The sequence below is a fragment of the Paenibacillus ginsengihumi DSM 21568 genome (genome assembly GCF_000380965.1).
Taxonomy (GTDB): Bacteria; Bacillota; Bacilli; order Paenibacillales; family NBRC-103111; genus Paenibacillus_G; species Paenibacillus_G ginsengihumi.
Window position 1 is genome coordinate 121663 of the sequence record NZ_KB905549.1, and the last position, 22551, is coordinate 144213.

Annotated in this window: 20 protein-coding genes and 1 riboswitch; of the genes, 4 read left to right on the plus strand and 16 right to left on the minus strand. The window is 59.2% G+C overall.

Going from position 1 to position 22551, the window contains the following annotated elements:
• Window positions 1–297: 297 nt before the first annotated feature.
• Window positions 298–864 (minus strand): DNA-3-methyladenine glycosylase I, encoded by a 567-nt coding sequence (locus F591_RS0101870; protein ID WP_040740744.1) that lies wholly within the window; start codon window positions 862–864, stop codon window positions 298–300.
• Between the two features lie 334 nt (window positions 865–1198).
• Here F591_RS0101870 and F591_RS0101875 point away from each other — a divergent pair, with 334 nt between their 5' ends.
• The gene (locus F591_RS0101875; RefSeq protein WP_019532883.1) at window positions 1199–2089 is read left to right on the plus strand and encodes an EcsC family protein; all 891 of its coding nucleotides are present in this window, start codon (window positions 1199–1201) and stop codon (window positions 2087–2089) included.
• A 10-nt stretch (window positions 2090–2099) separates the two neighbouring features.
• Here F591_RS0101875 and F591_RS0101880 read toward each other — a convergent pair whose 3' ends face one another.
• The 9 genes from F591_RS0101880 to F591_RS0101925 form a co-directional block, all read right to left on the minus strand.
• Window positions 2100–3746, minus strand: coding sequence for a b(o/a)3-type cytochrome-c oxidase subunit 1 (locus F591_RS0101880; RefSeq protein ID WP_019532884.1), 1647 nt, complete (start codon window positions 3744–3746; stop codon window positions 2100–2102).
• A gap of 124 nt (window positions 3747–3870) precedes the next feature.
• Window positions 3871–4341, minus strand: a complete 471-nt coding sequence (locus F591_RS0101885) for a cytochrome c oxidase subunit II (protein WP_019532885.1) — start codon at window positions 4339–4341, stop codon at window positions 3871–3873.
• 525 nt (window positions 4342–4866) lie between these two features.
• Window positions 4867–5064, minus strand: coding sequence for a cytochrome c oxidase subunit 2A (locus F591_RS33490; protein WP_019532887.1), 198 nt, complete (start codon window positions 5062–5064; stop codon window positions 4867–4869).
• A gap of 240 nt (window positions 5065–5304) precedes the next feature.
• Window positions 5305–5571 (minus strand): Txe/YoeB family addiction module toxin, encoded by a 267-nt coding sequence (locus F591_RS0101900; RefSeq protein ID WP_019532888.1) that lies wholly within the window; start codon window positions 5569–5571, stop codon window positions 5305–5307.
• Complete coding sequence (locus F591_RS0101905; RefSeq protein WP_019532889.1) at window positions 5564–5842, minus strand: type II toxin-antitoxin system RelB/DinJ family antitoxin; 279 nt, start codon at window positions 5840–5842, stop codon at window positions 5564–5566. The genes F591_RS0101900 and F591_RS0101905 overlap by 8 nt, the downstream gene beginning before the upstream one ends.
• A gap of 224 nt (window positions 5843–6066) precedes the next feature.
• Window positions 6067–6735: a thiaminase II gene (gene tenA / locus F591_RS0101910; protein ID WP_019532890.1), complete on the minus strand. Its 669-nt coding sequence runs from the start codon at window positions 6733–6735 to the stop codon at window positions 6067–6069.
• Between the two features lie 57 nt (window positions 6736–6792).
• Window positions 6793–7596, minus strand: coding sequence for an energy-coupling factor transporter transmembrane component T family protein (locus F591_RS0101915; RefSeq protein WP_019532891.1), 804 nt, complete (start codon window positions 7594–7596; stop codon window positions 6793–6795).
• Complete coding sequence (locus F591_RS0101920; RefSeq protein WP_019532892.1) at window positions 7593–9266, minus strand: ABC transporter ATP-binding protein; 1674 nt, start codon at window positions 9264–9266, stop codon at window positions 7593–7595. Before F591_RS0101920 ends, F591_RS0101915 begins: the two co-directional genes overlap by 4 nt.
• A complete protein-coding gene (locus F591_RS0101925) occupies window positions 9263–9856 on the minus strand; it encodes an ECF transporter S component (protein WP_019532893.1) in 594 nt (197 codons plus the stop codon). The genes F591_RS0101920 and F591_RS0101925 overlap by 4 nt, the downstream gene beginning before the upstream one ends.
• A gap of 193 nt (window positions 9857–10049) precedes the next feature.
• Window positions 10050–10155, minus strand: a riboswitch (TPP riboswitch).
• 277 nt (window positions 10156–10432) lie between these two features.
• Between F591_RS0101925 and asd the strand changes: the two genes are divergently transcribed.
• Window positions 10433–11224 carry an archaetidylserine decarboxylase gene (asd, locus tag F591_RS0101935; protein ID WP_019532895.1) on the plus strand — a complete coding sequence of 264 codons (792 nt, stop codon included), beginning with the start codon at window positions 10433–10435 and terminating at the stop codon, window positions 11222–11224.
• 183 nt (window positions 11225–11407) lie between these two features.
• Here asd and F591_RS0101940 read toward each other — a convergent pair whose 3' ends face one another.
• Both F591_RS0101940 and pdxR read right to left on the minus strand, forming a co-directional pair.
• Window positions 11408–12850: an NAD-dependent malic enzyme gene (locus F591_RS0101940; protein ID WP_019532896.1), complete on the minus strand. Its 1443-nt coding sequence runs from the start codon at window positions 12848–12850 to the stop codon at window positions 11408–11410.
• Window positions 12851–13135: 285 nt separating this feature from the next.
• Window positions 13136–14728, minus strand: a complete 1593-nt coding sequence (gene pdxR, locus F591_RS0101945) for a MocR-like pyridoxine biosynthesis transcription factor PdxR (RefSeq protein ID WP_019532897.1) — start codon at window positions 14726–14728, stop codon at window positions 13136–13138.
• A 152-nt stretch (window positions 14729–14880) separates the two neighbouring features.
• Here pdxR and F591_RS0101950 point away from each other — a divergent pair, with 152 nt between their 5' ends.
• The gene (locus F591_RS0101950) at window positions 14881–15516 is read left to right on the plus strand and encodes a pyridoxamine 5'-phosphate oxidase family protein (protein WP_019532898.1); all 636 of its coding nucleotides are present in this window, start codon (window positions 14881–14883) and stop codon (window positions 15514–15516) included.
• A gap of 301 nt (window positions 15517–15817) precedes the next feature.
• Here F591_RS0101950 and kduI read toward each other — a convergent pair whose 3' ends face one another.
• Window positions 15818–16651 (minus strand): 5-dehydro-4-deoxy-D-glucuronate isomerase, encoded by an 834-nt coding sequence (gene kduI / locus F591_RS0101955; RefSeq protein WP_019532899.1) that lies wholly within the window; start codon window positions 16649–16651, stop codon window positions 15818–15820.
• A gap of 109 nt (window positions 16652–16760) precedes the next feature.
• A complete protein-coding gene (locus F591_RS0101960) occupies window positions 16761–17534 on the minus strand; it encodes a DeoR/GlpR family DNA-binding transcription regulator (RefSeq protein ID WP_019532900.1) in 774 nt (257 codons plus the stop codon).
• 233 nt (window positions 17535–17767) lie between these two features.
• Here F591_RS0101960 and F591_RS0101965 point away from each other — a divergent pair, with 233 nt between their 5' ends.
• Complete coding sequence (locus F591_RS0101965) at window positions 17768–19075, plus strand: aminotransferase class I/II-fold pyridoxal phosphate-dependent enzyme (protein ID WP_019532901.1); 1308 nt, start codon at window positions 17768–17770, stop codon at window positions 19073–19075.
• Between the two features lie 218 nt (window positions 19076–19293).
• Here the strand turns inward: F591_RS0101965 and ilvA are convergent, their stop codons facing one another.
• Window positions 19294–20547, minus strand: coding sequence for a threonine ammonia-lyase IlvA (gene ilvA, locus F591_RS0101970; protein ID WP_019532902.1), 1254 nt, complete (start codon window positions 20545–20547; stop codon window positions 19294–19296).
• 706 nt (window positions 20548–21253) lie between these two features.
• On the minus strand, window positions 21254–22516 hold the full coding sequence (locus tag F591_RS0101975; RefSeq protein ID WP_019532903.1) for an S-layer homology domain-containing protein: 1263 nt from the start codon (window positions 22514–22516) through the stop codon (window positions 21254–21256).
• Between the last annotated feature and the right edge of the window lie 35 nt (window positions 22517–22551).

Consider the following 22551-nt stretch of genomic DNA (forward strand, 5'->3'; position numbering starts at 1 on the left):
GCTATTTTGTCAAAAGCACGGAATCGGGTAGCCAAACATGCCCAATAAGGCTGGCTGCTAGCGTTACCATTTCAAATCGATCGTTTCGAGCGAAATAAGCTCTGTGGCTAGCGTTAGCTGAAGGTATGGAAGAAAACGGTCTTTCGACGTCCATTCAAGGAAGAGCGACCGCGGTTTAGCGGTTGTTTTTCTTGGTACAGAATGTCGCACCTCGCTTTATCGCTTTAGCAAAGCAAAACTTTCTGTAGCATTCAAAAAAACAGCAGCCCCCGTCCTCCCGGACAAGGCTGCCGCTTATCAAGCTTGATATCCCGTTCGCTTCCAGCAATCCATGGTATGATCGTCCACCATCCCGGCTGCCTGCATGTAAGCGTAGCAGATCGTCGTGCCGACGAAGCTGAAGCCGCGCTTCTTCAAGTCTTTGCTCATCGCGTCGGACTGCGGCGTGCTGGCCGGCACCTGCTTCAGGCTTGTCCACCGGTTCACGATCGGCCGCCCCTCCACGAAGTGCCAAATGTAGGCGTCGAAGCTGCCGAATTCCCGCTGCACCTTAAGGAACGCCCGGGCATTGCTCACCGCCGAGCGAATCTTCAGACGGTTGCGGATCAATCCCGGGTCGGCCAGCAGCGAGGCGATTTTGTCCTCGTCGTACGCCGCAACCTTCACCGGGTCGAAGCCGTCGAACACTTCGCGGTACCGCTCTCTCTTCTTCAGCACGGTATACCAGCTAAGGCCTGCCTGCGCCCCTTCCAAAATGAGCAGCTCAAACAGCTTGACGTCATCGTGAACGGGCACTCCCCATTCCTCGTCGTGGTACCGTATATAGAGCGGATCTTCATTCACCCAGCCGCAGCGGCAAATCATGTGCTTCATCCTCCCGATGCTTTTTTGCTTTGCTTTTTCCTTATTATATACCAGGAGTGCACTTCGTCATAGAGAAAAAAAGAACAAATGTTTGCATCGCAACCTGCTGCCGGCGGCTGTCGGAGCTTGGCCGAGATGGCCGTCACACGCGCCAAACAGACCAATGGCCATGAACGCCGGAGGTTAAATGCGCAGCTTGCGGCATAAGATATGGAAATAGGAGGAGTCGTTCGGTCTGCATCCCCCCGCCGCTTTTTGCGTATATAAGCGGTAAAAGCACCTGTCCACGCGCCAAGCGGAGAAGGATCATTTTCCGGGAAATGAGGAATCAGACATGGAGTACCGTCAAACCGTATACGAACAGCAAATGACCAAGCTGCTGGCCGCCTGGGAGCGGGCGCTCAGGAAGCCTCCGGGACTGCTGGAGAAAACGTCGAGAGCCGTGCAGACCCGCATCAATCAGGCAATACCCGAGAAGGTTCACGATACGGTTACGGCGGCCGTCAAGGGCATCGTGCAGACGGCTCTGTTCGGGATGGATTACATGCCCAAAAGCAAGCCGGTCCGCGGCATGTCGCTGGCGCTCAGGGACCATAAAGCGGAAGAGCTTATTTCCTTGTACAAAAAGGTGGCCGCGGCGGAAGGCGCGGGAACCGGCGCCGGCGGCCTGCTGCTTGGACTGGCCGACTTCCCGATTCTGATCGGCATCAAGATGAAATTTTTGTTCGAGCTCGCCCATGTGTACGGCCACGACACCCGCGATTACCGGGAGCGTCTGTTCATTCTTCATGTGTTCCAGCTCGCCTTCTCCAGCCAAAACAAAAAGCCCGCGCTCCTGCAGGCGATCGCCGAATGGCCGCAAACCGCCGCAGCGCTCCCTCCCGCAGACACTTATGCGCGGCATATCGACTGGCGGCAGCTGCAGCAGGAATACCGGGATACGATCGACTTCCGCAAGCTGCTCCAGCTGCTTCCCGGCATCGGCGCGGTGGTCGGCGCCTGGGCGAACTACGGCCTGCTGGAGGAACTCGGCGAGACGGGGATGAACTGCTACCGCATGCGCTGGCTGGCGGAGAAGGCAGGCCGGGAAGCCGCTCCCCCGCACCCGCAGTCCGGCGCCAGCTGGCTGAAGCCCGGCGCTGCAAAGTCCCCGTCGCCGGCGGAGAGCGGACCGGGCTGCAGCGGCAGCACGGGCCAGCACGATGAGCGGGAAGAACGGCGATGAGGCGCGCGTCTTACCAGGTAACGAAGCCTTTCGAGCCGACGCCCGGATTGTTTAACAGCTCCATCACCGGCACCGTATAAGCGATGAGCACCAGCACGGCCAGCACGCCGACCCAAAGCCCCCAGCGCTCGAAGATGGCCGGCGTCCGCTCCGCTTCTGCCGACGCTTCCGCGATCGGAAACTCCTCATGACCTTTGGGCGCTCGCAGCAGCATGACGATGTTGGCGATCATCATCAGCACGCCGATGAACAAAATCGTGCCGCCAATCGCCATGGCAACGTAATATGGCATCCACAGCACCGTGTCCGGGTGGTCCATATACGTCGTGTAAGCCGTGCGCCGCGGCGCTCCGAACAGGCCGACCGTATGCATCGAGCCCGACATGAAGAACATGCCGATGACCCAGATGAGCGTCTGGACGATGCCCAGCTTATGCATCCGCGCAGTCAGCTTGCGTCCGGTGACCGCAGGAATCAGCCAGTACACGATGCCGAAGAACGTCAGCGCGACGCTCGTGGCGACGGTCAGGTGAAAGTGACCGGTTACCCACAGCGTGTTGTGCACCACAGCGTTAAGCTGATGGCTGGCGTTGATCAGACCGCCGGCGCCGGCCGGAATAAAGATCAGCATGCCCATGAACGGCGCGAAGAAGCGGACGTCGCTCCACGGCAGCTTTTTGAGCCAACCGAACAATCCTTTGGCACCGACCGACCGGCCGTGCATTTCGAAGGTAGCAAACAGCGAGAACGCCGTCATGAGCGACGGAATGACGACCATGAACGTCAGCACGACCTGCAAGTATTTCCATCCGCTCGAAATGCCCGGCTCCATCAATTGGTGGTGGAATCCGACAGGAATCGAGAACAGCAGGAACATGATGAATGCCAAGCGGGCCAGCGCATCGCTGAAGAGCCGTCCGCCGATAATTTTCGGAATGACGACGTACCAGCACATATAGGCCGGCAGCAGCCAGAAATAGACGAGCGGATGGCCGAAATACCAGAACAGCGTGCGGCTCAGCATGACGTTGACGGTTTCGACCCAACCGAACGACCACGGAATTAACTGGAACAGCACCTCCACGGCAACGCCGAGCGTGGCGATCAGCCACAGCAGCATCGTCGCGACGGCCATAAAGGCAAACAACGGCGTCCGTTCTCCCTTGTGCGTCTTTTTCCAGTAGCGGTACTGCGTGAACAGGCCGAAGCCGCTCATCCAGCTGCCGACGACGACGAATACCAGGGCGATGTAAAACCACGGCGACGCCTTCATCGGCGCGTAAAACGTATAGAGAACGGTCGCTTTGTTGAGCAGAATGAGCACGGTCGCAAGCAGCGTGCCCGCCGTCATCAGCCCGTAGCCAAGCCAGGCCAGCTTGCGCACCACCGGCAGCAGCCAGCCGAGCGTCCGGGCTGCACCCGCATACAGAAAGCCGATAATAAAATACGTAGTGAACACGAGCGCCATCAGTACGCCGTGAGCAGTCAGCAGCTGGTAATAGCCGATGCCGTACGGCAGCGTCACCATTCCGCCGCGCACGAGACTCTGCAGCAGGCCGGCTATGCCGCCGAGCAGCAAGGCCAGGAAAGCGAACAGCACATGCGCCAGAACTACCGCCGAATCGCGGCGCTCAAAGCTTTGAAATACGTTGGTCAATGTCGAACACTCCTTTACGTTGCCGGGCCGGCCGTTTTTTCTGTCATCGTACCGACTTCCGGCGTCGCACCTTGTGAAATCAATCACAACAACTTATCATATCTCCGTCTTTCCGGTTCTTCCTCTACTTGACGATAATCGTCGTCATCATATTTTCGTGAGCCACTCCGCAATATTCGTTGCACAGGATCAAATATTCTCCGGGCTCCTTGAAGGTGTACGTCAGCTGGTTGACCTCTCCCGGCATGACCATCATGTTCACATTCGTGCCCGGTATTTGAAAGCCGTGAACAACGTCCTTGCTCGTCACGTGAAAATGAATCGTCGCCCCGGCCGGAACCTCCATCTTCTCCGGCGCATAGCCGAAGGCGAAGGCCAGCATGTACGCCTCGTATTCGTTGTCCCCGATCTTCCGCAGTCCCGGTTCATTGAACGGCGCGACTTTATCGACCGTCTCCGGATCGACGATATGCCGGTGATGCCCCGGCGGATGAATCCCTTTGGCAAAAGCCCCGACACCCAGCACGCCCAAAAAGACGATCAGCATGGAAATGCCGAAGGCAAGCCATATTTTTTCCAGTCGATGCATGTGCATGCTTACCTACACTCCTTTGTTAACAATCCGTGCTTGTAATGCCCCTTGTCTTACGCCGTTTGCGGCCGTTGCACCGCGCTGCCGGCTTGCCGCGCCAAGCGGCTTCGCGGTCGTTGCACCACGCTGCCAGCTTGCCGCGCCAGGCGGCTTTCGCGGTCGCTGGCCGTTGCACCGCGCTGCCGGCTTGCCGCGCCGGGCGGCTTTCGCGGCACCGCGCTGCCAGCTTGCCGCGCCGGGCGGCTTTCGCGGCCGTTGCACCGCGCTGCCGGCTTGCCGCGCCGGGCGGCTTTCGCGGCCGTTGCACCGCGCTGCCAGCTTGCCGCGCCGGGCGGCTTTCGCGGCACCGCGCTGCCAGCTTGCCGCGCCGGGCGGCTTTCGCGGCCGTTGCACCGCACTGCCAGCTTGCCGCGCCGGGCGGCTTCGCGGTTGCAGGCCGTTGCCCTCGCTTCCCCCGCTGCCCGGGCCTTAGGCCCTATCGCTCTTTCGCGCGGATCCTTGCCGCCGGGCGCTTTCCGGCACGGAGGCTCAGCCCCGGGCTATGAACAGCGCGAATACGGCGATCCAGCTCAGCAGCAGGAACAAGCCGAGCAACATGACGGAAGCGAACGTTCCCTTCAGTACAGGCTCCGTAGCCGCGCCGGTTTCCGCCCGTTCCGAGGCTTTGGCGGCAGCGTCCCGGCCTCCGGCCGGCCTGTCTGCGAGACGGTCGTGCGGTTGTGCCATGTCTATCCCTCCTCCAACTCGTGCGGAGTCGTTTATGCGACCATTGTAGGGTTTTGGGCATACCCCCCACTATGACAATAGTCACACCCAGGCAAGCAAGCGGTGAACGTTTTATGACCGAACCGATATGAACTGCATAGATTCAATTGACCCGGTTCATCAGCAACCGCTTGCCCAAAAGCAAAAGAAGCGCCGTGACCCCCGTAGCAACCAGGTCGCAGCGCTTCTCTTTTCAACTCGTTACTTATCGCCGTAATGGGTACGGAAAGCGTAAAATTCAATCATCCCATCTTTTATTCGATAGACCAACCGATTCGTTTCATCGATCCGGCGGCTCCAATATCCAGATAGATCTCCGCGCAGAGGTTCGGGTTTACCTATGCCTTCATACCCATTACGTTCAATGTCCTTAATGAGCTGGTTAATTCTCTTCAATGTTTTGCGGTCTTCGGTTTGCCAGTACAAGTAATCTTCCCAGGCATGGCTCGTAAAAATAAGATTACCCATTCTCTTCCGGCTCCAGGTCGTTCATCGACTTGCGCACTGTCTTCCCTTGCTCCATTTGCTGTATGGATTCCTTTAACCTTTTGATATTAACCGGGTTATAAAAAGGATCGGTTTGCGTTGTAATTTCAAATGGAATTCCGCCTTGCCGAAGCGACTGACGAACAAAGATATTTACGGCTGTTGTCATATTTAACCCCAGCTCGGAAAAGAGGGCTTCCGCTTCTTTTTTCAGGTCTTCATCCATCCGAATGTTGATATTTGTTTGTCCCATTTTATACACTCCTTTCATCCGATTTTATTTACAATGTATTATAAATTATTCACTTCGTAATTACAATGTACGAATATCCTTCACTTTTCGTTAAATAAAACAAGCCGTCTCCTTTTACGAAGACGGCCTTATGGCTGATTCATCCGGTGCAGCATCACGAAGCGTTTTTGCTCATCTGCTCCGAGCTGTTCGTCATAACACACAGGAACGAGGCTTTACCAGCATTATCGGGACGTCGGCCACGCTTCCAGGCGGTAAGCCATATCCCAAAACAAATATTCATACTGGCTGCTGATGACAAAATGCCGCTGCATCCGTTCACGGTCCTGCTCCGTCGCCTGTTCCGCAAGCCAGTCCAGTCGGTCAATCTGCTCCTGCACGAGGTCCCGAAACCAATCCCCTCCGTAAGCGGCGATCCACTCTTGATAGATCGGTTCCTCGGGCTTGCAGCCGGTCAGTCGCTCGCCGATGTCGTAATAAAGCCAATAGCACGGAAGAAGCGCGGCGATAATGTCGCCGAGATGGCCGTTATAAGCCGCGCGGTACAGATGCGAGGTGTAGGCGTAAGCGGTCGGTGCCGGCTCGAACGATGCCTTCTCCTCATCGGTGATGCCGAGCAGCTTGGAAAACTTCTCATGCAGCGACAGCTCCGCCTCGTAAGTGCCCTGCACGTGAATGGCCATCCGGTTCGACGTGAACAGATCGTCGGCCTTCGCCGCGCCGAGCGCCTGAATTCGCGCAAAATGGGACAAATAATACGAATCGTTCAGCACATAATAGCGAAACCGGTCAAGCGGCAGCGACCCGTCGCCGATGCCGCGGACGAACGGATGCTCGAAGCTCATGGTCCAGCTGGCGTCGGCCGCCTGGCGAATGCGTTCGGTAAATTTCATAGCTATCCATCTCCTCTTGCGGATAAAATTTGGGGTGCCGGCCTCCCTCTCCCTGGCCTACGACACGTAGCGCACGTCCGTCACATCGAAGAACGGGAACTGGTTCCCGATATACATGGACACAAGCCAGATGAGCGACAGCGCCGCCACGAGCAGCAGATCGTTCGCCGACCAGCTCACAGTGTAGTAATAAGTCCGCTGCCTGGCAGCCGAGAACCGCTTGGCCTCCATCGCCACGGCGATCCGCTGGGCCCGCCGGATGCTCTGCGCCAGCAACGGCACGGAGTAGCGGCGCAGCCGGTCGGAGAAGCCGGCGATGCCGCGCCGCGGCCGCACGCCGCGCACTTTAAGCGCCATCTCCAGCGTGCGGTACTCCGCCGCCACCATCGGCAGCAGCCGCAGCGCCGCCATGAAGCTGTAGGCGTAGCGCGGCGGCAGCTTCAGCTGCTGCATCAGCGAGTAGAACAGGCTGACCGGCCGCGTCGTCAAGGCGAACAGCATGCCGACGATCCCCGTATCGACGGTCTTCAGGCCAATATGAATGCCGCGGTAAAAGCTTTCCTCGCTGACAGCGACAAGCCCCCAGCGGAACCAGAGCGTATCCCCCCTGCCGAACAAAATCATCGACATCGCCGAGGAAAGAAACATCAGCGCGAACGGCAGGCCAAGCAGCGCGATGCGCCGGCCCGGATGGCCGGACGCGGCGATCAGCAGCACGAAGAGCATCCAGGTCGCATTGACCAGCACGTTCAAGTTATGGGTAAACAAAACGAGAAAAAACAGCGCCACTGACAACAGCAGCTTGCCGCTCGGATTCGTCCGATGCAGCCACGTTTCCTTGCACTGCAGCTCCGCGATCAACCGCTCTTCACCTCCGGCAGTCTGGCCAAAGCCGCCCGCTCCTCCGCTTGCCCGTCCGGGACCGTCGCCGGCTCCTCCGGAAGCTCCGATGCCCGCTCCTCCGAAAGTTCCGCCGCCGGAAGCTCCGCAAAGCGGTAGCCGTGCAGAAGCTCTAGATCAGCCGCGTACTCCTCCGGGCTCATCACGGCCTCCAGCCGGCCGTGCCGAATCTCCCATACTTTGGTGGCAAAATGACGGACGAGCTCCGGATCGTGCGTAACCATGACGATCGCCGTCCCTTCCTGGCGCCAGGCTTCGAGCTTTTCCAGCAGCGCGAACGTATTCGCCGCATCCTGGCCGAACGTCGGCTCGTCGAGCAGCAGCAGCGCCTGCGCCTTGACGGTGGCGGCCGCCACGCTGAGCCGCCGCTTCTGGCCGAGCGACAGCTGGTAAGGGTGCAGCGCGCGGTGATGCTCGAGGCCGAACCAAACCAGCAGATCGTCGGTTTTGGCCCGCACCGCCTCCTCTGTCTCCCCGTCCCGGCGAAAGTTGAACGCGATCTCGTCATACACCGAATGGGCGACGAACTGCATCTCCGGGTTCTGAAACACATAGGACAGATGATCCGCGCAGTCGTCGAAGCCTTGAACTGGCCGGCCCAGCAGCGTATACTCGCCGCGGGTCTGGATCAGCTGCATCAGGCTGAGTAGCAGCGTGCTCTTGCCCGCCCCGTTCGGCCCGACGACGGCGATCCAGTCGCCCGTCCGGATATCGGCGAGCGGCATCTCGATCTTCGTCTCCTTGCCCCTCATCCCGGCAAAATCGCGCAGGCGGACAAGCGGCTGGCGAGCCGCCGCGCCCGCCAAGCTCTTCTCGCTGCCGCGCTCATCCGCGAGCTTGCGGTCAGCCATCCGGCGCAGCGCCCGGTAGCGCGGCCCCGCGATATAATCGGCCCATACGCCGGGATACCAGATGCCGTATTCCTGCAGCTCGGCCCGCCGCTCCCGGAACACGTCGGCCGGCTTGCCGTCGGCCAGCACCCGCCCGTTCGGGCTGAACATGACGACGCGGTCGACGAATGTGGCGACTTCCTCGATCTTATGCTCCACAATGATGACGGTATCGTCCTTCGTCACCTCGCGCAGCGTCTCCCAGACGTCGCTCGTTCCCTGCGGGTCAAGCAGCGACGTCGGCTCGTCCAGAAACCAGACATCGGGCTCCAGCGCCAGCAGCGAAGCGATCGCGAGCCGCTGCTTCATGCCCTGCGACAGCGCGGCGATCGGCAGATGCACATCGTCCAGATGGAGGCCGACGCGATCCAGGCACTTGCGGATGCGATCCGCCATCTCCTCGCGGGGAACGCCCATATTTTCCAGCACGAACGCGATCTCTTCATCGACGTAAGGCATGCAAAATTGCGCGTCAGGGTCCTGGAACAAATATCCCCAGCGCTCGGGGATGACGATCTCGTCGTATTTGACCGGAACCTCCATCGCCTGCGGGATCAGCCCGCTGAGCACCTGCAGCAGCGTCGATTTGCCGCAGCCGCTCGGCCCGATGAGCAGCACCTTCTCTCCAGGGCGCACCTGCAGCGTCAAATCCTCGAACATAAGCTCCGGGCTGCCCGGGAACTTGAGGCGGACGCTGGCGACGCCCGATGCCGCCCCGGCGAGGCTTGCAAAGCCGCTCATATCGTCTTCCTGCGGTCCAGCGCGCTGTAGTCGTCCGCTGCAGCGGGACGGACGAGCCCGGCTACGCCTGTTTTTTCCAGCGCCTTGACGAGTGCGAACGCGCAGACGCCTGCGATCAGATACGAACCGGCAAAGCGGAAGAACAGATAGAGCAGCACACTCCATGTCTGCAAATCCGTCAAGTACCCTTTGAACAGGTCAAAAACGAGCGCGCCGGCGCCCGACGCCATGCCGCCAAGACCGGCGACGGTAACCGTATAGCGGCGATAGCGGAAAGCGGCGAACACCGCTTCTGCGAACAAGCCCTGAACGAAGCCGTAAGTCAGCGCCCCGATGCTGAAGTGCGAGCCGAGAATCAATTCGACCGCCGCCGCGGCCGTCTCGGCCAAGAGCGCCACGCCCGGCTTGCGAATCAGCAAATACGCCATCGTCCCGGCGATGAACCACATGCCGTAGGACAACTGCTCCAGCTGCAGCCCGGCAAGCGCGAGCAGGTTGTACACGTCGCCCCATACGCGGTAAATGACTCCGAATACGACGGCGATGACGACGGTGACGAGCACGTCGGTCAATTTCAACCCTTTGGACATAGCCGTTCCTCTCCCTTTTTCGTTTCAATTTGGTTTAATGCCTGCAAAACAAGCATGCGACCGGAGAACCGGCCATTCCCGTCTTTCCTGCGGCATCCCCTGGCCTTTTTCGCGCCCGCGGCAACGCCAAAAAAGCCGCCTCCGGCAAAAACGGGAAGCGGCCTGCTGAAATCACAAGTCATCGCGTCATGCATGATAACGCGCTCCACTTCCCTACGCTGGCATAATCCAGATCAGGTTCGGAGGGTCTAGAACCTATCAGTTCAGTCTCAGCCTCTTCGGCTCCCCTAGTGTCATACTCATCTTAACACGATTGATCCGATTGTCAATGAGATTTTTAGAAAAAGCCCTGCTGCCCGCGGGGATTTCCGGTTGCGTATCTTGCTTGGTTATGTCAAGATATTCGATAGACGCCTATGACGAGCGATGCCTATAACGAACGATCCCTTCCGTCATCGGCCGTCGCCTGCGGTGTTGAAATTTTGCCCCTTGCGCGGCACCATCAGAAGATGAAAATGGGCCGCACGCCCTGGGGACTATTTTATAGAAAAACCCGAAGAGGAAACAGGTGAACGCATGAGCAAATCGTTGTTCCGGCTGCTGACCGAGCTGTCGTCCCGTAAGACAGTATCGAGGATCACGGGAGCATTCGCCAAATCGAGATGGAGCCGGGGGTTCATCCCCCGTTTTATCAAGGCGTACGGAATCGCTGCGGAGGAAGCCGAGAAGGCGGTGCACGAGTACGGCACGCTGAACGAATTTTTCACCCGCCGGCTGAAGCCGGGCATGCGCTCTGTCGCCATGGAGCCCGATACGATGGTCAGCCCGGTGGACGCGCTAATTACCGGCATCGGATACATCCAGGACGGGACTCTGCTGAATGTCAAGGGACAGGATTATACCGTCGAGGAGCTGCTTAACCGTTCGCCGCGCGTGGTCAATTACAAGAACGGGTTCTTTTTTGTCCTTTACTTAAGTCCTACGGACTATCACCGGATTCATTCGCCAGTCGCCGGGGATATTATGGAAAAGGAGCACGTCCCGGGCAAAGTATACCCCGTAAACGAGTTCGGCCTTACCCAAATGCGCCGCGTCCTGAGCCGCAACGAACGGCTGATCACGTATATTCAGCACGAGCTTGGCGAGGTGGCCGTCGTCAAGGTCGGGGCCTTGAACGTAAGCAGCATTCAATATGTGCAGCCGCTTCCGAAACGGCTCGCCCGGGGAGAGGAGCTGGCCTATTTCGAATTCGGCTCGACGGTCGTCCTGCTGGCTGAGACCGGCACGTTCGAATGCCTCGAAGGCTTGTCCGTCGGCTCCAGGGTAAGGATGGGAGAAGCGTTGGGACGGTTTAACAAAAAGCGCTGACGGCGCTCCCTTGCACGCGAGAAGGACGGGGCTGGCAGCTGCGGAGGCATTGTTCGTCGAGACGCCGCCGCGCCACGCAAGGTCCCGTCTGTACAGCTCCCCTCAACACATTCGATCCGCGCTCTTCACGCAAAAAAGTCTGTCCGATCCATTCCGGATCAAGACAGACTTCGTTGTTCTACGCTACTTTCGCTCCGACGAATCGTCCCCTCTCAGGGCAGTCCGCCGCCGCGCCACGCCGTCTTCGTAGGCTGCGATGATGACGGCGTCTCTCACCTTCTCCACCACGTTATGATTGAACACGCTTGGTATAATGTAATGCTCGTTCAGCTCGTCCTCGCCGACGACCGAAGCGATCGCATAGGCCGCGGCCAGCTTCATCGATTCGGTAATCCGGGAAGCGCGGCAATCGAGCACGCCCCGGAAAATGCCCGGGAAGCACAGCACGTTGTTGATCTGGTTCGGGTAATCGGAACGGCCGGTCGCCATGACGCGAACGTAAGGCTCCGCTTCCTCCGGAGCAATCTCCGGCGTCGGGTTGGCCATGGCGAAGACGATCGGATCGCGGCCCATGCGCTTCACATCCTCTACGGAGAGCACCCGCGGTCCGGACAGCCCGATGAAAATATCCGCGCCGGCAATGACATCGGACAGCTTCCCGCTCTCCCCGTGCGGATTCGTGTGCTCGGCGTACCACCGCCACGCGGCGTTCGCATACTCTCGCCCGCGAACGATTGCGCCTTCGCGGTCGACGCCGACGATGTTCGTAATGCCGGCGGCATGCAGCATCTTCGTGCAAGCAATGCCGGCGGCTCCGATGCCGCAGACGACGACCTTGCACGCTTCGAGCCGTTTGCCGACGATTTTGGCCGCGTTGATAAGTCCCGCCAAGATGACGACGGCCGTTCCGTGCTGATCGTCGTGAAAGACGGGAATGTCGAGCTCCTGAATCAGCCTCTCTTCGATCTCGAAGCAGCGCGGCGACGAGATGTCTTCCAGGTTAATGCCGCCGAATGAAGGCGCCAGCGCCTTGACGATGGCAATGATCTCCTCGGTATCCTGCGTGTTCAGGCAGAGCGGAAAAGCATCCACGCCCGCCATCTGCTTGAACAGCATCGCCTTGCCCTCCATCACCGGCATCGCCGCCTCCGGTCCGATGTTGCCGAGCCCCAGCACCGCCGAGCCGTCCGACACGACGGCTACAGTGTTGCGCTTGATGGTCAATGTGTGAGCTTTGGACGGGTCCTCGTGGATGGCCATGCAGACGCGCGCGACGCCCGGCGTATAGACGCGCGACAAGTCGTCGCGGTTCTTGATCGGCAGCTTCGGCACCGTTTCGATTTTGCCGCCGAGGTGCATCAGGAACGTCTGGTCGGAGACGTTGATGACCCGGACGCCGGGAAGCACGCCCAGCTTCTCGACGATCAGATCGCTCTGCTGCTGGTCGGTAATATTGACGGTTATATCGCGAATCGTCGTCGTCCGTCCGGCCTGGGTGACGTCGATAGCGACGATATCCCCTCCGGCGTCGTTGATCGCTGTTGCGATTTGTCCGAATGACGAGACGCTCTTGTCGATTTCCAGCCGCAAAATAATGTTCGTGCTTCCGCTAATATTCGCTGCCATGGCCCGTGAGCTCCCTCCATTTTGATCGATTTATAACTGTTATTGAAACTTCATCCTGTTATTGAATTTAATGATAGCATAACAGCGGCGGTACGCCAAAAGGAAAGTTCACCTGCCCCATGCGCAAGCCGCCGCCAAACGGGACTTCCGGGGGCTCCGGGGGGGCTCCAGGGGGCTCCAGGGCGCTCCCGTTTCCTCGCTCGCCGTGATCCGGCGAATCCCGCCCAGCCCGCTGCTGCGGCAGCGCCAACGTAAGCGATAAGAACGACAAGCGGCAGCATGCGCCTACCGGCCGATGCAGGCGCGCATGCGCCCGACGCCGAGCGCCATCTCTTCTTCCGTCAGCGCGGCAAAATGAAAATAAGCGCCGATGCGAAGGCGGCCTGCCGCTGCCGCGACGGGCTGCGTCTCCGACCAGCGGACGCCGGCTTCGGCGCATGCCTGCTTGAAGCTTGCATACCGCTGCTCCGAATGCTTCCACCACCCGAACAGATGCAGACCTGCATCGCTTTCGACCCAATCGAACAAGCCGGACAGCTCGCCATGCAGCAGCCGGCGCAGCGCGTCGAATTTCCGGCTGTACAGCCGCTTCATTCTGCGCAGATGGCGCTCGTAAGATCCGGCCGCCATGAACGCGGCCAGAGCGCGCTGCTCGAGCGGGTTGACCGGATACGGCTCGTACAGCGCCTGCGCTTGCGCGAACGGGGAAATCAGCCCGTGCGGCAGCACCGCGTAGCCGATACGGAAGGCGGGCGGCAGCGTTTTGGTGAAGCTGCCGATATAGATCACCCGACCGTCGCCGTCCAGCGTCTTGAGCGGCTCGAGGCTGCGCCCGCGGTGGCGGAACTCGCTGTCGTAATCGTCTTCGACGATGACGGCCTCCCGCTCCGCCGCCCAGCGAAGCAATGCGAGCCGCCGCTCCAGGCTGAGCACGGCCCCGGTCGGGAACTGCCGCGCCGGCGTGACGAACAGCAGCCGGGCGTCCCAGGCGGCGGGAACGATGCCTGCATCGTCCACCTCGGCCCAGATCGGGCGCCCCCCCGCGGCCAGCACCGCCCGCCGAATGCCGGCAAAGCCGGGCCGCTCCATGACGGCGGCGTCGCCCGGGTTCAGCAGCAGCTGCGCCAGCAGGGCGATCGCCTGCATCGAGCCGCCGCCGACGGCGATCTGTTCAGGCTGGACCGCAATGCCCCGCGACCGCCGCAAATAGCGGGCGATGCTCTCGCGCAGCGGCCAATAGCCCTGCGCCGTCATCAGCTCGTCCGGCGGGGCGCTTCCCAGCTTGCGCACCTGCGCATACATCAGGCGGTTCCATTCCTCATGCGGAAAGCTGCGAAAATCGGGCCATCCCGCCCTGAAATCGACCAGCCGCGGCTCCCCGTTATGCAGCGGAGCAAAGTCTTTGCGGGACGTCGATTCACTCGATGCAGGCTTGTCGCCTGCGGCTTCTCGTCCGCCTGGCCGATTTCCGCTGTCATGCCGCCGAACGTCTGGCGCAGCGGACGCTGCGGCTGCCTGATGCGGCCTCTCCGGGGCGGCAGCCGGTTTTCCCGCCTCCTCCAGCCTTGCTGCCCAAGCCGACAAGCGAAACTGCGGCTCGTCCCGCTCCGCTGCAACAGATAACCCGGCATCATATGCCGTAAACGTGCCGCGTCCGGTCTCGCAGGACAAATACCCTTCGGAGGCCAGCATCTCATACACCTGGTTGACCGTGCCCCTGGACAAGCCGTACATTTCGGCCAACGCCCGGGTGGACGGCAGCCGCGTGCGAACCGGCAGCGTCCCCTTCACCATGCTGTCGCGCAGCGCGTGATACAAAGCCGCCGATTTCGTCGGGTGACGATCTTTGTACAGCTCGTATGGAATATGGAATTGCATGCCAGGCCGCCCCCGTTCCAGCGTATGTCGCTTGAATTGGTCTAATAAAATTAATCTAAATTGGCTCTTTTCGATTGTCAATAAAAGGCGTAAACTTCAATTTCAAATACGACTTCTTGCAAGCCAATTGAGCACCGGGAGGAGAAAATGCAATGAGAAGAAGCGAATTTGCCATGGAAGAACAAGAGGAGCTCGCGCGTTTTTTGGAAGAAATGAGCTTCGGCGTGCTGGGCACGTTGGGGGACGACGGGTATCCGGAGCTGACCCCGATCAATTTTGTGTATTATGAGAACAGCCTCTTTTTTCACGGAAGCCGGGTCGGTCAAAAAATGCGCAATCTGGCCGCGCGTCCGCAGGTTACCTTCAGCGTAGCCAAAGAATACGCCATCGTCCCGTCCTACTTCTCGAACGACAAGCTGGCCTGTCCGGCAACGGCCTATTTCAAGTCGGTTATCATCAAGGGGGAAGCGGAAATCGTCAGCGACCTGGCCGGGAAAGCGGCCGCGCTCGGGGCGTTCATGCGCAAGCTCCAGCCTGAAGGCGGCTATGCGCCGATCGATCCGGCGGACCCGGACTACGCGCCCCAGCTCAAGGCGACCTCCATCGTGCGCATCCGCATCCGCGAGATGACCGGCAAATTCAAATTCGGGCAAAATTTGCGGGAGGAGCCGTTCCGCAAAGTGACGGATGGCCTTGAGCGCAGAGGCCGGGAACTGGATGCGGAGACAATCCGGCTGATGCGCATGTACTGTCCGCACCACAAATCGCCCGGCAGCGGCCGTTCCTGACGGCCCGCAATTCAGAGACTTGCGCATTGCCGCCCGCCGCCGGGAGTAACGGCAGCTAACCGCGAAGCCGTGAAACGGCCCCGCGACGACAAGCGGCATGCTTGGCCTGATGCCAGGATCGCTCACATCCACTTGCGCTGATGCTCAGCCGCCCACTGCGCGAATGTTTGTGCCGGGCGGCCCGTTATTTTTCGACGGTCGGCAGAACAGTCGCTCCGATCTCAACACAAAAAAAGGCTGAGCAGGCTCCAAGTCCTGCTCAACCTTTTTGTATTGTTATACGCTGTGCGCCGACAAGCGATTAGCGCAGATCCTTCATGGCGACCATGTCCATGTCGGTGAACTCCTGGTTCTCCCCGGCCATGCCCCAAATGAACGTGTAGTTGCTCGTGCCGACGCCGCTGTGAATCGACCAGCTCGGCGAGATGATCGCTTCCTCGTTGCGCACGACGAGATGGCGGGTTTCGGTCGGCTCGCCCATCATATGGAATACGACGCCGTCTTCCGGCATGTCGAAGTACAGATAAATTTCCGAGCGGCGGTTGTGCGTATGGCAAGGCATCGTGTTCCACATATTGCCCGGCTTCAGCAGCGTCATGCCCATCACGAGCTGGCAGCTCTTCACGCCGTTCAGATGAATGAACTTGTAGATCGTGCGCTCGTTCGAATTCGTGATCGATCCGAGATGCTGCGGCTCGGCTTCGTCGATGCCGACCTTGACCGTCGGGTAGTTCTTGTGCGCCGGCGTGGAGTTGAAGTAGAAGCGCGCCGGGTTTGCCGCATCCGCGCTGCGGAACTGCACGTCCCGATTGCCGAGGCCGATGTACAGGCAGTCCTTCGTGTTCAGCTCGTATTCGGTGCCGTCAACGGTAACGTAGCCCTTCGGCCCGATGTTGATGATGCCGATCTCGCGGCGCTCCAGGAAGTAGTCTGCGCCCATCTCGTGCTTGTCCGCCTCCAGCTTGATCGGCTCCTTCGTCGGAATAACGCCGCCGATGATGAAGCGGTCTACATGGGTGTATACCATGCTCAGCTGTCCGGGAACGAACAGATTTTGCATCAAATATTCTTGTCTCAGCTTCTCCGTATCGTACGATTTCGTTTCGGTCGGATTGGTGGCATAACGGATTTCCATAATGGCATATTCCTCCCCGTTCTATGGTTCCTCTCTATTATAGTCTATTTGTCCGTTTTAGTCCAAATGAAAAATTAATGAACCAAAATGAACCGAAACAGACACAACGTTATCCATCCTTCTCTGCCGCGCTGCGCAAAATGCGGACGCCGGCTGCCTCGTATTTGCGCGCCAGCTCGTCCGGCAAGCCGGAATCGGTGATGATCGCCGCGACTTCCTCCAGCTTCGCGAACGTGATCAGCGCGCACGTATCGAATTTGCTGTGATCGGCGATGCAGAACGATTGCTTCGCCGCCTGCAGCATGGCGCGTTTTTGCTCCATATGCATATGGGTAAAAATCGTGAAGCCATATTCCGGATGAATGCCGGTGGTGGACAGGAACGCCTTCTGCACGTTCAGCTTGCCGTAGAATCGGCCCGCATCCTCGCTGACGAGCATGTTCCGGCTGCGGAAGCCGCCCGGCACGACGAGCCGGATCTTATCCTTCTTGATCAGCTCGGCGATGATGTGCAGATCGTTCGTAATGACGGTGAGCGGCGCGTTGTCGAGCAGCCTCGCGATCGCAAGCGTCGTGCTGCCGCTGTCCAGGGCAATGATGTCGTTCGGCTCGATGTAGGTGAGCGCATGGCGCGCCGCCTCGTATTTCTCGCCCTCCTGCTTGTCGTTCGGCCGCTGATCCCGGAACAGGCCGGAATACGCTTCGTTGGCCAGCAGCGCGCCGCCATGCGTGCGCACCAGCAGCCCCTTGCCTTCCAGCTTCTCCAGGTCCCGCCGGATCGTCTTGCCGGTCACGCCGAGCTCTGCGGCCAGCTCGCTGACCGATACTTCCCCGCGGCCAATCAGCAGCTCCATAATTCTCTCGTATCGTTTGATCGCTGTCACGCCGCCTACCTCCGCTTTTTCGCTGTCAACGCCCGCCTGATGCGAAGCGTATCCCGCTGATGTCGTGACTTTATCGTATCACAGCGCCGATGTCTTGTCATGTCCGCCGTTCCCGTCACCAAATTGGCATTTTCGTCCCTCCGAATGAGCCAAAACTGACGTGACGCTCCCCCGCGAAAGTGGTATAATGATGGCTAAATGCCAAAGAAAGTACATGGAAGGATGGACCCTCGATGAACCCTCTTGCCCAAAAGCTGAACGAGACGATTGCCGCCGAGAACAGTCACGTCTATGACATGCTCTCCGGGCTCGGACGCCAGATCTATTTTCCGAAGGAAGGCATTTTGAGCCAATCCGCCGAAGCGAAGGCCAAGGCGAAGACATTCAACGCCACGATCGGCACCGCTCTGGAGAACGGGCAGCCCATGCACTTGAAAGTCATTCAGGACACGCTTTCGGCTTACAACCCGAAGGATCTTTACGAATACGCGCCGCCTGCCGGCAAGCCGGAACTGCGTTCGGCATGGCGCAGCAAGATGCTGGAGGAGAACCCTTCCCTCAAGGGCAAAAGCCTGGGCAATCCGATCGCGACCAACGCCCTGACGCACGGCCTGAGCATCGTCGCAGACCTGTTCGCGGATAGTGGCGACGCCGTCATCATACCGGACAAAAATTGGGAAAACTACGAGCTGACCTTCGGCATCCGCCGCGGCGCCGAGCTGGTCTACTATCCTTTATATAACGAGCAGCGCCGCTTCAACAGCGCCGCCCTGCGCGACGCGATCCTCGCTCAGAAAGACAAGGGCAAGGCCATCGTTATCCTGAACTTTCCGAACAACCCGACCGGCTACTCCCCGGGAGCGGAGGAAGGACAAGAGATCGTCGACGCCATCAAGGCGGGAGCGGAAGCGGGCATCAATGTCGTCGCCGTGACCGACGACGCCTATTTCGGATTGTTCTTCGAAGATTCCCTGCACGAATCGCTTGCGGGCCATCTGGCCGGTCTGCATCCCCGCGTGCTGTCCGTGAAGGTGGACGGAGCGACCAAGGAGGAGTACGTCTGGGGCTTCCGCGTCGGCTTCATCACCTACGCCGGTCAAAGCGAAGCGCTGCTGGCTGCGCTCGAGCAGAAGACGATGGGCATCATTCGCGCGACTATCTCCAGCGGTCCGCACCCGTCGCAAACGTTCGTGCTGCATGCGCTCAAGTCGCCGGAGTTCCATGCGCAGAAGCTGGAAAAGTTCCACATTATGAAAGGCCGCGCCAACCGCGTCAAAACGCTGCTCGATTCGGGCAAGTTCGACGACGCCTGGGAGTATTATCCGTTCAACTCCGGCTATTTTATGTGCCTGAAGCTGCGCTCCGTGAACGCCGAGACGCTGCGCACGCATCTGCTGGACCGCTACGGCATCGGCACAATCGCGCTCGGCGACACCGATCTTCGCGTCGCCTTCTCATGCATTGAGGAGAAGGATATCGACCAGCTGTTCGAGACGATCTATCAAGGCGTCAAAGACCTGGAGCAAGCCGCTGCAAAATAACGGCAATAAATTGAGGACGTCCCCTGCCAAGGCGCGGGAGCGTCCTCTTTTTTAATGATTTCAAGCTGCGTTAATGGAATTGCAACGACTCCTTTTGCCGACAATTTTGCCAGACCCGAATCTAGGTCCGATGCGGCACGCCCTGCGGCAGGCATGCACGCCGCGCATCGCCGCCGTGCGCGGGATGCTGCCAATTGGTGCCGTGCCACGGCTTATCGTCAGATCAGCAGATTGAACAAGTCCGGGTCGTTGTTAAGCGCGCTGTAGCGGATGCCCTTGCGGTTCATCCGCTCGAGCAGCGGGGCGTAGTCTTCCTTCTGCTTCAGCTCGATGCCGACCAGCGCCGGACCGCTCTCCTTGCTCGTCTTCTTCGTATATTCGAAGTGGACGATATCGTCGGTCGGCCCGAGCACGTCGACCAGAAATTCGCGCAGCGCCCCGGCCCGCTGCGGGAAGTTGACGATAAAATAATGCTTCAGCCCTTCATAGAGGAGCGAGCGCTCCTTGATCTCCTGCATCCGGTCAATATCGTTGTTGCCGCCGCTGATGATGCAGACGACGTTCTTGCCGGCGATCTGCTCGCGGCAGAAGTCGAGCGCCGCGACCGGGAGCGCGCCGGCCGGCTCGGCCACGATGGCGTTCTCGTTGTACAGCTCGAGAATCGTCGTGCACACCTTTCCCTCCGGCACGACGACGATCTCGTCGACCACGCGGCGGCAAATGTCGTATGTCAGCTCTCCGACGCGGCGCACCGCCGTGCCGTCGACGAATTTGTCGATCTCTTCGAGCGTCACGACCTGCCCTTCATCCCGGGCGCGCTTCATGGATGCCGCCCCGCTCGCCTCGACGCCGATCATCTTCGTCGCCGGGCTGACGCTCTTGATATAGGAGCCGACGCCGGCCATCAAGCCGCCGCCGCCGATGCCGCCGAAGACGAAGTCGACCGGCTCCCGCATGTCGTTCAGCAGCTCCAGGCCGACTGTGCCTTGACCGGCGATAATCTTCGGATCGTCGAACGGATGAATGAACGTCATCCCTTCCCGCTCGCTGCAGGCGACCGCCTCGCGCAACGAATCGTCGAACGTATCGCCGATCAGCATGACCTCGATGAACGAGCCGCCGAACAGCTTCACCTGCGAAATTTTTTGCCTCGGCGTCGTCGCCGGCATGAAGATTTTGCCCGGGATTTGCAGCGCCTGGCACGAATAGGCGACGCCCTGCGCATGATTGCCGGCGCTGGCGCACACGACGCCGCGGGCCAGCTGCTCCTCCGGCAGGCTGCGAATCAGATGATAGGCTCCGCGAATTTTAAACGACCGCACAACCTGCAAGTCCTCGCGCTTCAAATAGACGTTGCAGCCATAGCGATCGGACAGGATGAAATTTTTTTGCAGCGGCGTATGCGCAACGACATCCTTCAGCAGTTGGCCGGCCATAAGAATTTCTTCCAAACGGATCGGCTCTCTAGCCATCTTCTCTCCACCGTTCTTTTTTTCGTTCTATTATACACCGCTGTCGCGCGATGTCCAGTAGCCGCATGACGAGCGATTTCCTTCGTCATCGGTTCGGTTGTCACCTGCGGTATTGGAAAATTCGCCGGTGGGTTCCGGCCAATTTCCAAGAGAGTCAGCAAATGTAGTATTTTGTACAAAAATGAATGTGCTTCCTTCTGGCGAACGTGCTTCCTTCCGGGAATATGCTTCGTATAGAAGCTTCCCTTCATGCTCGCTAGCCTGGTGCTGTTTTGCCAGGGCTAACGCTAGCCACAGAGCTTATTTCCCTCGAAACGCCCGATTTGAAATTGTAACGCAAGTGAGCAGCCTTATTCCGCATGTTTGGCTGCCGGATTCAGCGTTCCTGACCAAATAGCGTTACTGCGTTTCGTTACATTTTAAAAAAAGCACGATTCAGCCAAATAGCGTTTGTCACCAGCGTTAGAGCAGCATTAGGGCAGCGTGAGGGTAACGTTAGAGTAGCGTTGGGAGTAGCGTTGGGAGTAGCGTTAGAGTAGCATTAGAGTAGCGTTAGAAATTCGGAGGCTTCGTCAGAGAGCACTGGAAGAAGCATCACAGAAATGGGCCGCGCGAGAAAACAAACAGCCTTCCCTGCCGGCGCCTGCCTCGCCAGTATAGGAAGACTGCTTGTAGTGCTAATGCCGATCCGATTGGTCAGAGGACGTTACTTGATGACAATCGTATGAACGTACTGATTTTGTCCCTTCAGCTCGACGGAAACGCCGGGCACCAGATCCCGGAAATCGCCGTCCTCAATCGCGAAATCGCTCGAGAGCGCGTACGTCGATGTCGTGACGCTGTCGTCGTCGTTCGTTTCCTTGACGGTCACGTGCGAAACTTGGCCGCTGCTGTTCAGCCTGAAAGTGTGCAGCTTGCCGCTCACGGTGAATTCGTCGCGGCGCTCCTCCGTCGCCAGCTTCGTCACTTCGATATAGATCGCTTTGCCGTCATAAGTGCGAATGAGCAGCTCGTCGCCCTTTTGCAGCGCCGAGACGTTCACCTGCTTGCCGTCGCGGAAAATGAAATAGAACGAGTTCAGCTCGACGGTGAACGAATCGCCTTGCGACTCCAGCTTCAGCCTGCCATCCGATACGGTATCGGTCAGCTTGCCGCGAATAGATGTTTGATCCGGCAGCTGGCTGTCCACGCGGGCAGCGAGCGCGGCCATCTCGGCGCGCGTCACCGGCTTGTTCGGACGGAACGTGTTATCCTCATAGCCGTCGATCCAGCCGTTGTCGATCGCGACGGCGACATAGCCGACAGAGCCGGCCGGAATCTGATTCGCATCCTTGAACGGCAGCTTCGCGTTCATCTTCTCTTTCGCCTGCTCCTGCTTGCCCATCGCCTTGACAAGCAGCGTCGTCGCCCACAGCCGGTCCGCCGGCTTGTTCGGCTGAATCATCGTCTCGGTCTCGGCGAACAGATCGTGCTCCAGCGCGACGGCGACATAGCCGACCGCCCATGCGTGTTCCTTTTTCAGCTTGTCGGCGTCCTTGAAGTTCAGGTTCGCGTTCATCGCTTTCGACGATTTGGCTTCATCCTCAAGCCCCATCAGCTGCACCGCAGCCTTGATCGCCTGCACGCGGGTAATCGTCTCGCGCGGGCGGAACGTGCCGTCCTCGAAGCCGTCAAATACCCGCTTGGACGCCAGGCTCGCGATATAGCGCGCCGCCCATTCGACGTCGCTGCCCTTCACGTCGGCAAACTGTACCTTGACGTCGATTTTGCCGCTGATGTCGAGCTTCGGAGCCGCTGCGCGTTGCGCGTTGAAGTTTTTCTCGATCACCTCGCGCCATTCCTTGGCACTGTGTTTCTCTTTGCCGTTGCCTTTCCCCTTGCCATTGTCAGCGAATGCGGCGCTGGCTCCGCCGACCATCATGGCGAGCGCAAGTCCGGACACGACCGCCTTTCTCCACGGACTTCTCATTCGTGTCATTCCCCTTTGTCTGCATAAAATGTGAA

Bases quoted from the DNA above. Each gene is read 5' to 3' on its own strand.
- pdxR (WP_019532897.1), bottom strand. From the start codon at position 14,728: ATGCAATTCCATATTCCATACGAGCTGTACAAAGATCGTCACCCGACG.
- F591_RS0101875 (WP_019532883.1), top strand. From the start codon at position 1,199: ATGGAGTACCGTCAAACCGTATACGAACAGCAAATGACCAAGCTGCTG.
- F591_RS0101920 (WP_019532892.1), bottom strand. From the start codon at position 9,266: ATGAGCGGCTTTGCAAGCCTCGCCGGGGCGGCATCGGGCGTCGCCAGC.
- F591_RS0101975 (WP_019532903.1), bottom strand. From the start codon at position 22,516: ATGAGAAGTCCGTGGAGAAAGGCGGTCGTGTCCGGACTTGCGCTCGCC.
- ilvA (WP_019532902.1), bottom strand. From the start codon at position 20,547: ATGGCTAGAGAGCCGATCCGTTTGGAAGAAATTCTTATGGCCGGCCAA.
- F591_RS0101925 (WP_019532893.1), bottom strand. From the start codon at position 9,856: ATGTCCAAAGGGTTGAAATTGACCGACGTGCTCGTCACCGTCGTCATC.
- tenA (WP_019532890.1), bottom strand. From the start codon at position 6,735: ATGAAATTTACCGAACGCATTCGCCAGGCGGCCGACGCCAGCTGGACC.
- F591_RS33490 (WP_019532887.1), bottom strand. From the start codon at position 5,064: ATGGCACAACCGCACGACCGTCTCGCAGACAGGCCGGCCGGAGGCCGG.
- F591_RS0101940 (WP_019532896.1), bottom strand. From the start codon at position 12,850: ATGGCAGCGAATATTAGCGGAAGCACGAACATTATTTTGCGGCTGGAA.
- F591_RS0101870 (WP_040740744.1), bottom strand. From the start codon at position 864: ATGATTTGCCGCTGCGGCTGGGTGAATGAAGATCCGCTCTATATACGG.
- kduI (WP_019532899.1), bottom strand. From the start codon at position 16,651: ATGGAAATCCGTTATGCCACCAATCCGACCGAAACGAAATCGTACGAT.
- F591_RS0101885 (WP_019532885.1), bottom strand. From the start codon at position 4,341: ATGCACATGCATCGACTGGAAAAAATATGGCTTGCCTTCGGCATTTCC.
- F591_RS0101905 (WP_019532889.1), bottom strand. From the start codon at position 5,842: ATGGGACAAACAAATATCAACATTCGGATGGATGAAGACCTGAAAAAA.
- asd (WP_019532895.1), top strand. From the start codon at position 10,433: ATGAGCAAATCGTTGTTCCGGCTGCTGACCGAGCTGTCGTCCCGTAAG.
- F591_RS0101900 (WP_019532888.1), bottom strand. From the start codon at position 5,571: ATGGGTAATCTTATTTTTACGAGCCATGCCTGGGAAGATTACTTGTAC.
- F591_RS0101965 (WP_019532901.1), top strand. From the start codon at position 17,768: ATGAACCCTCTTGCCCAAAAGCTGAACGAGACGATTGCCGCCGAGAAC.
- F591_RS0101950 (WP_019532898.1), top strand. From the start codon at position 14,881: ATGAGAAGAAGCGAATTTGCCATGGAAGAACAAGAGGAGCTCGCGCGT.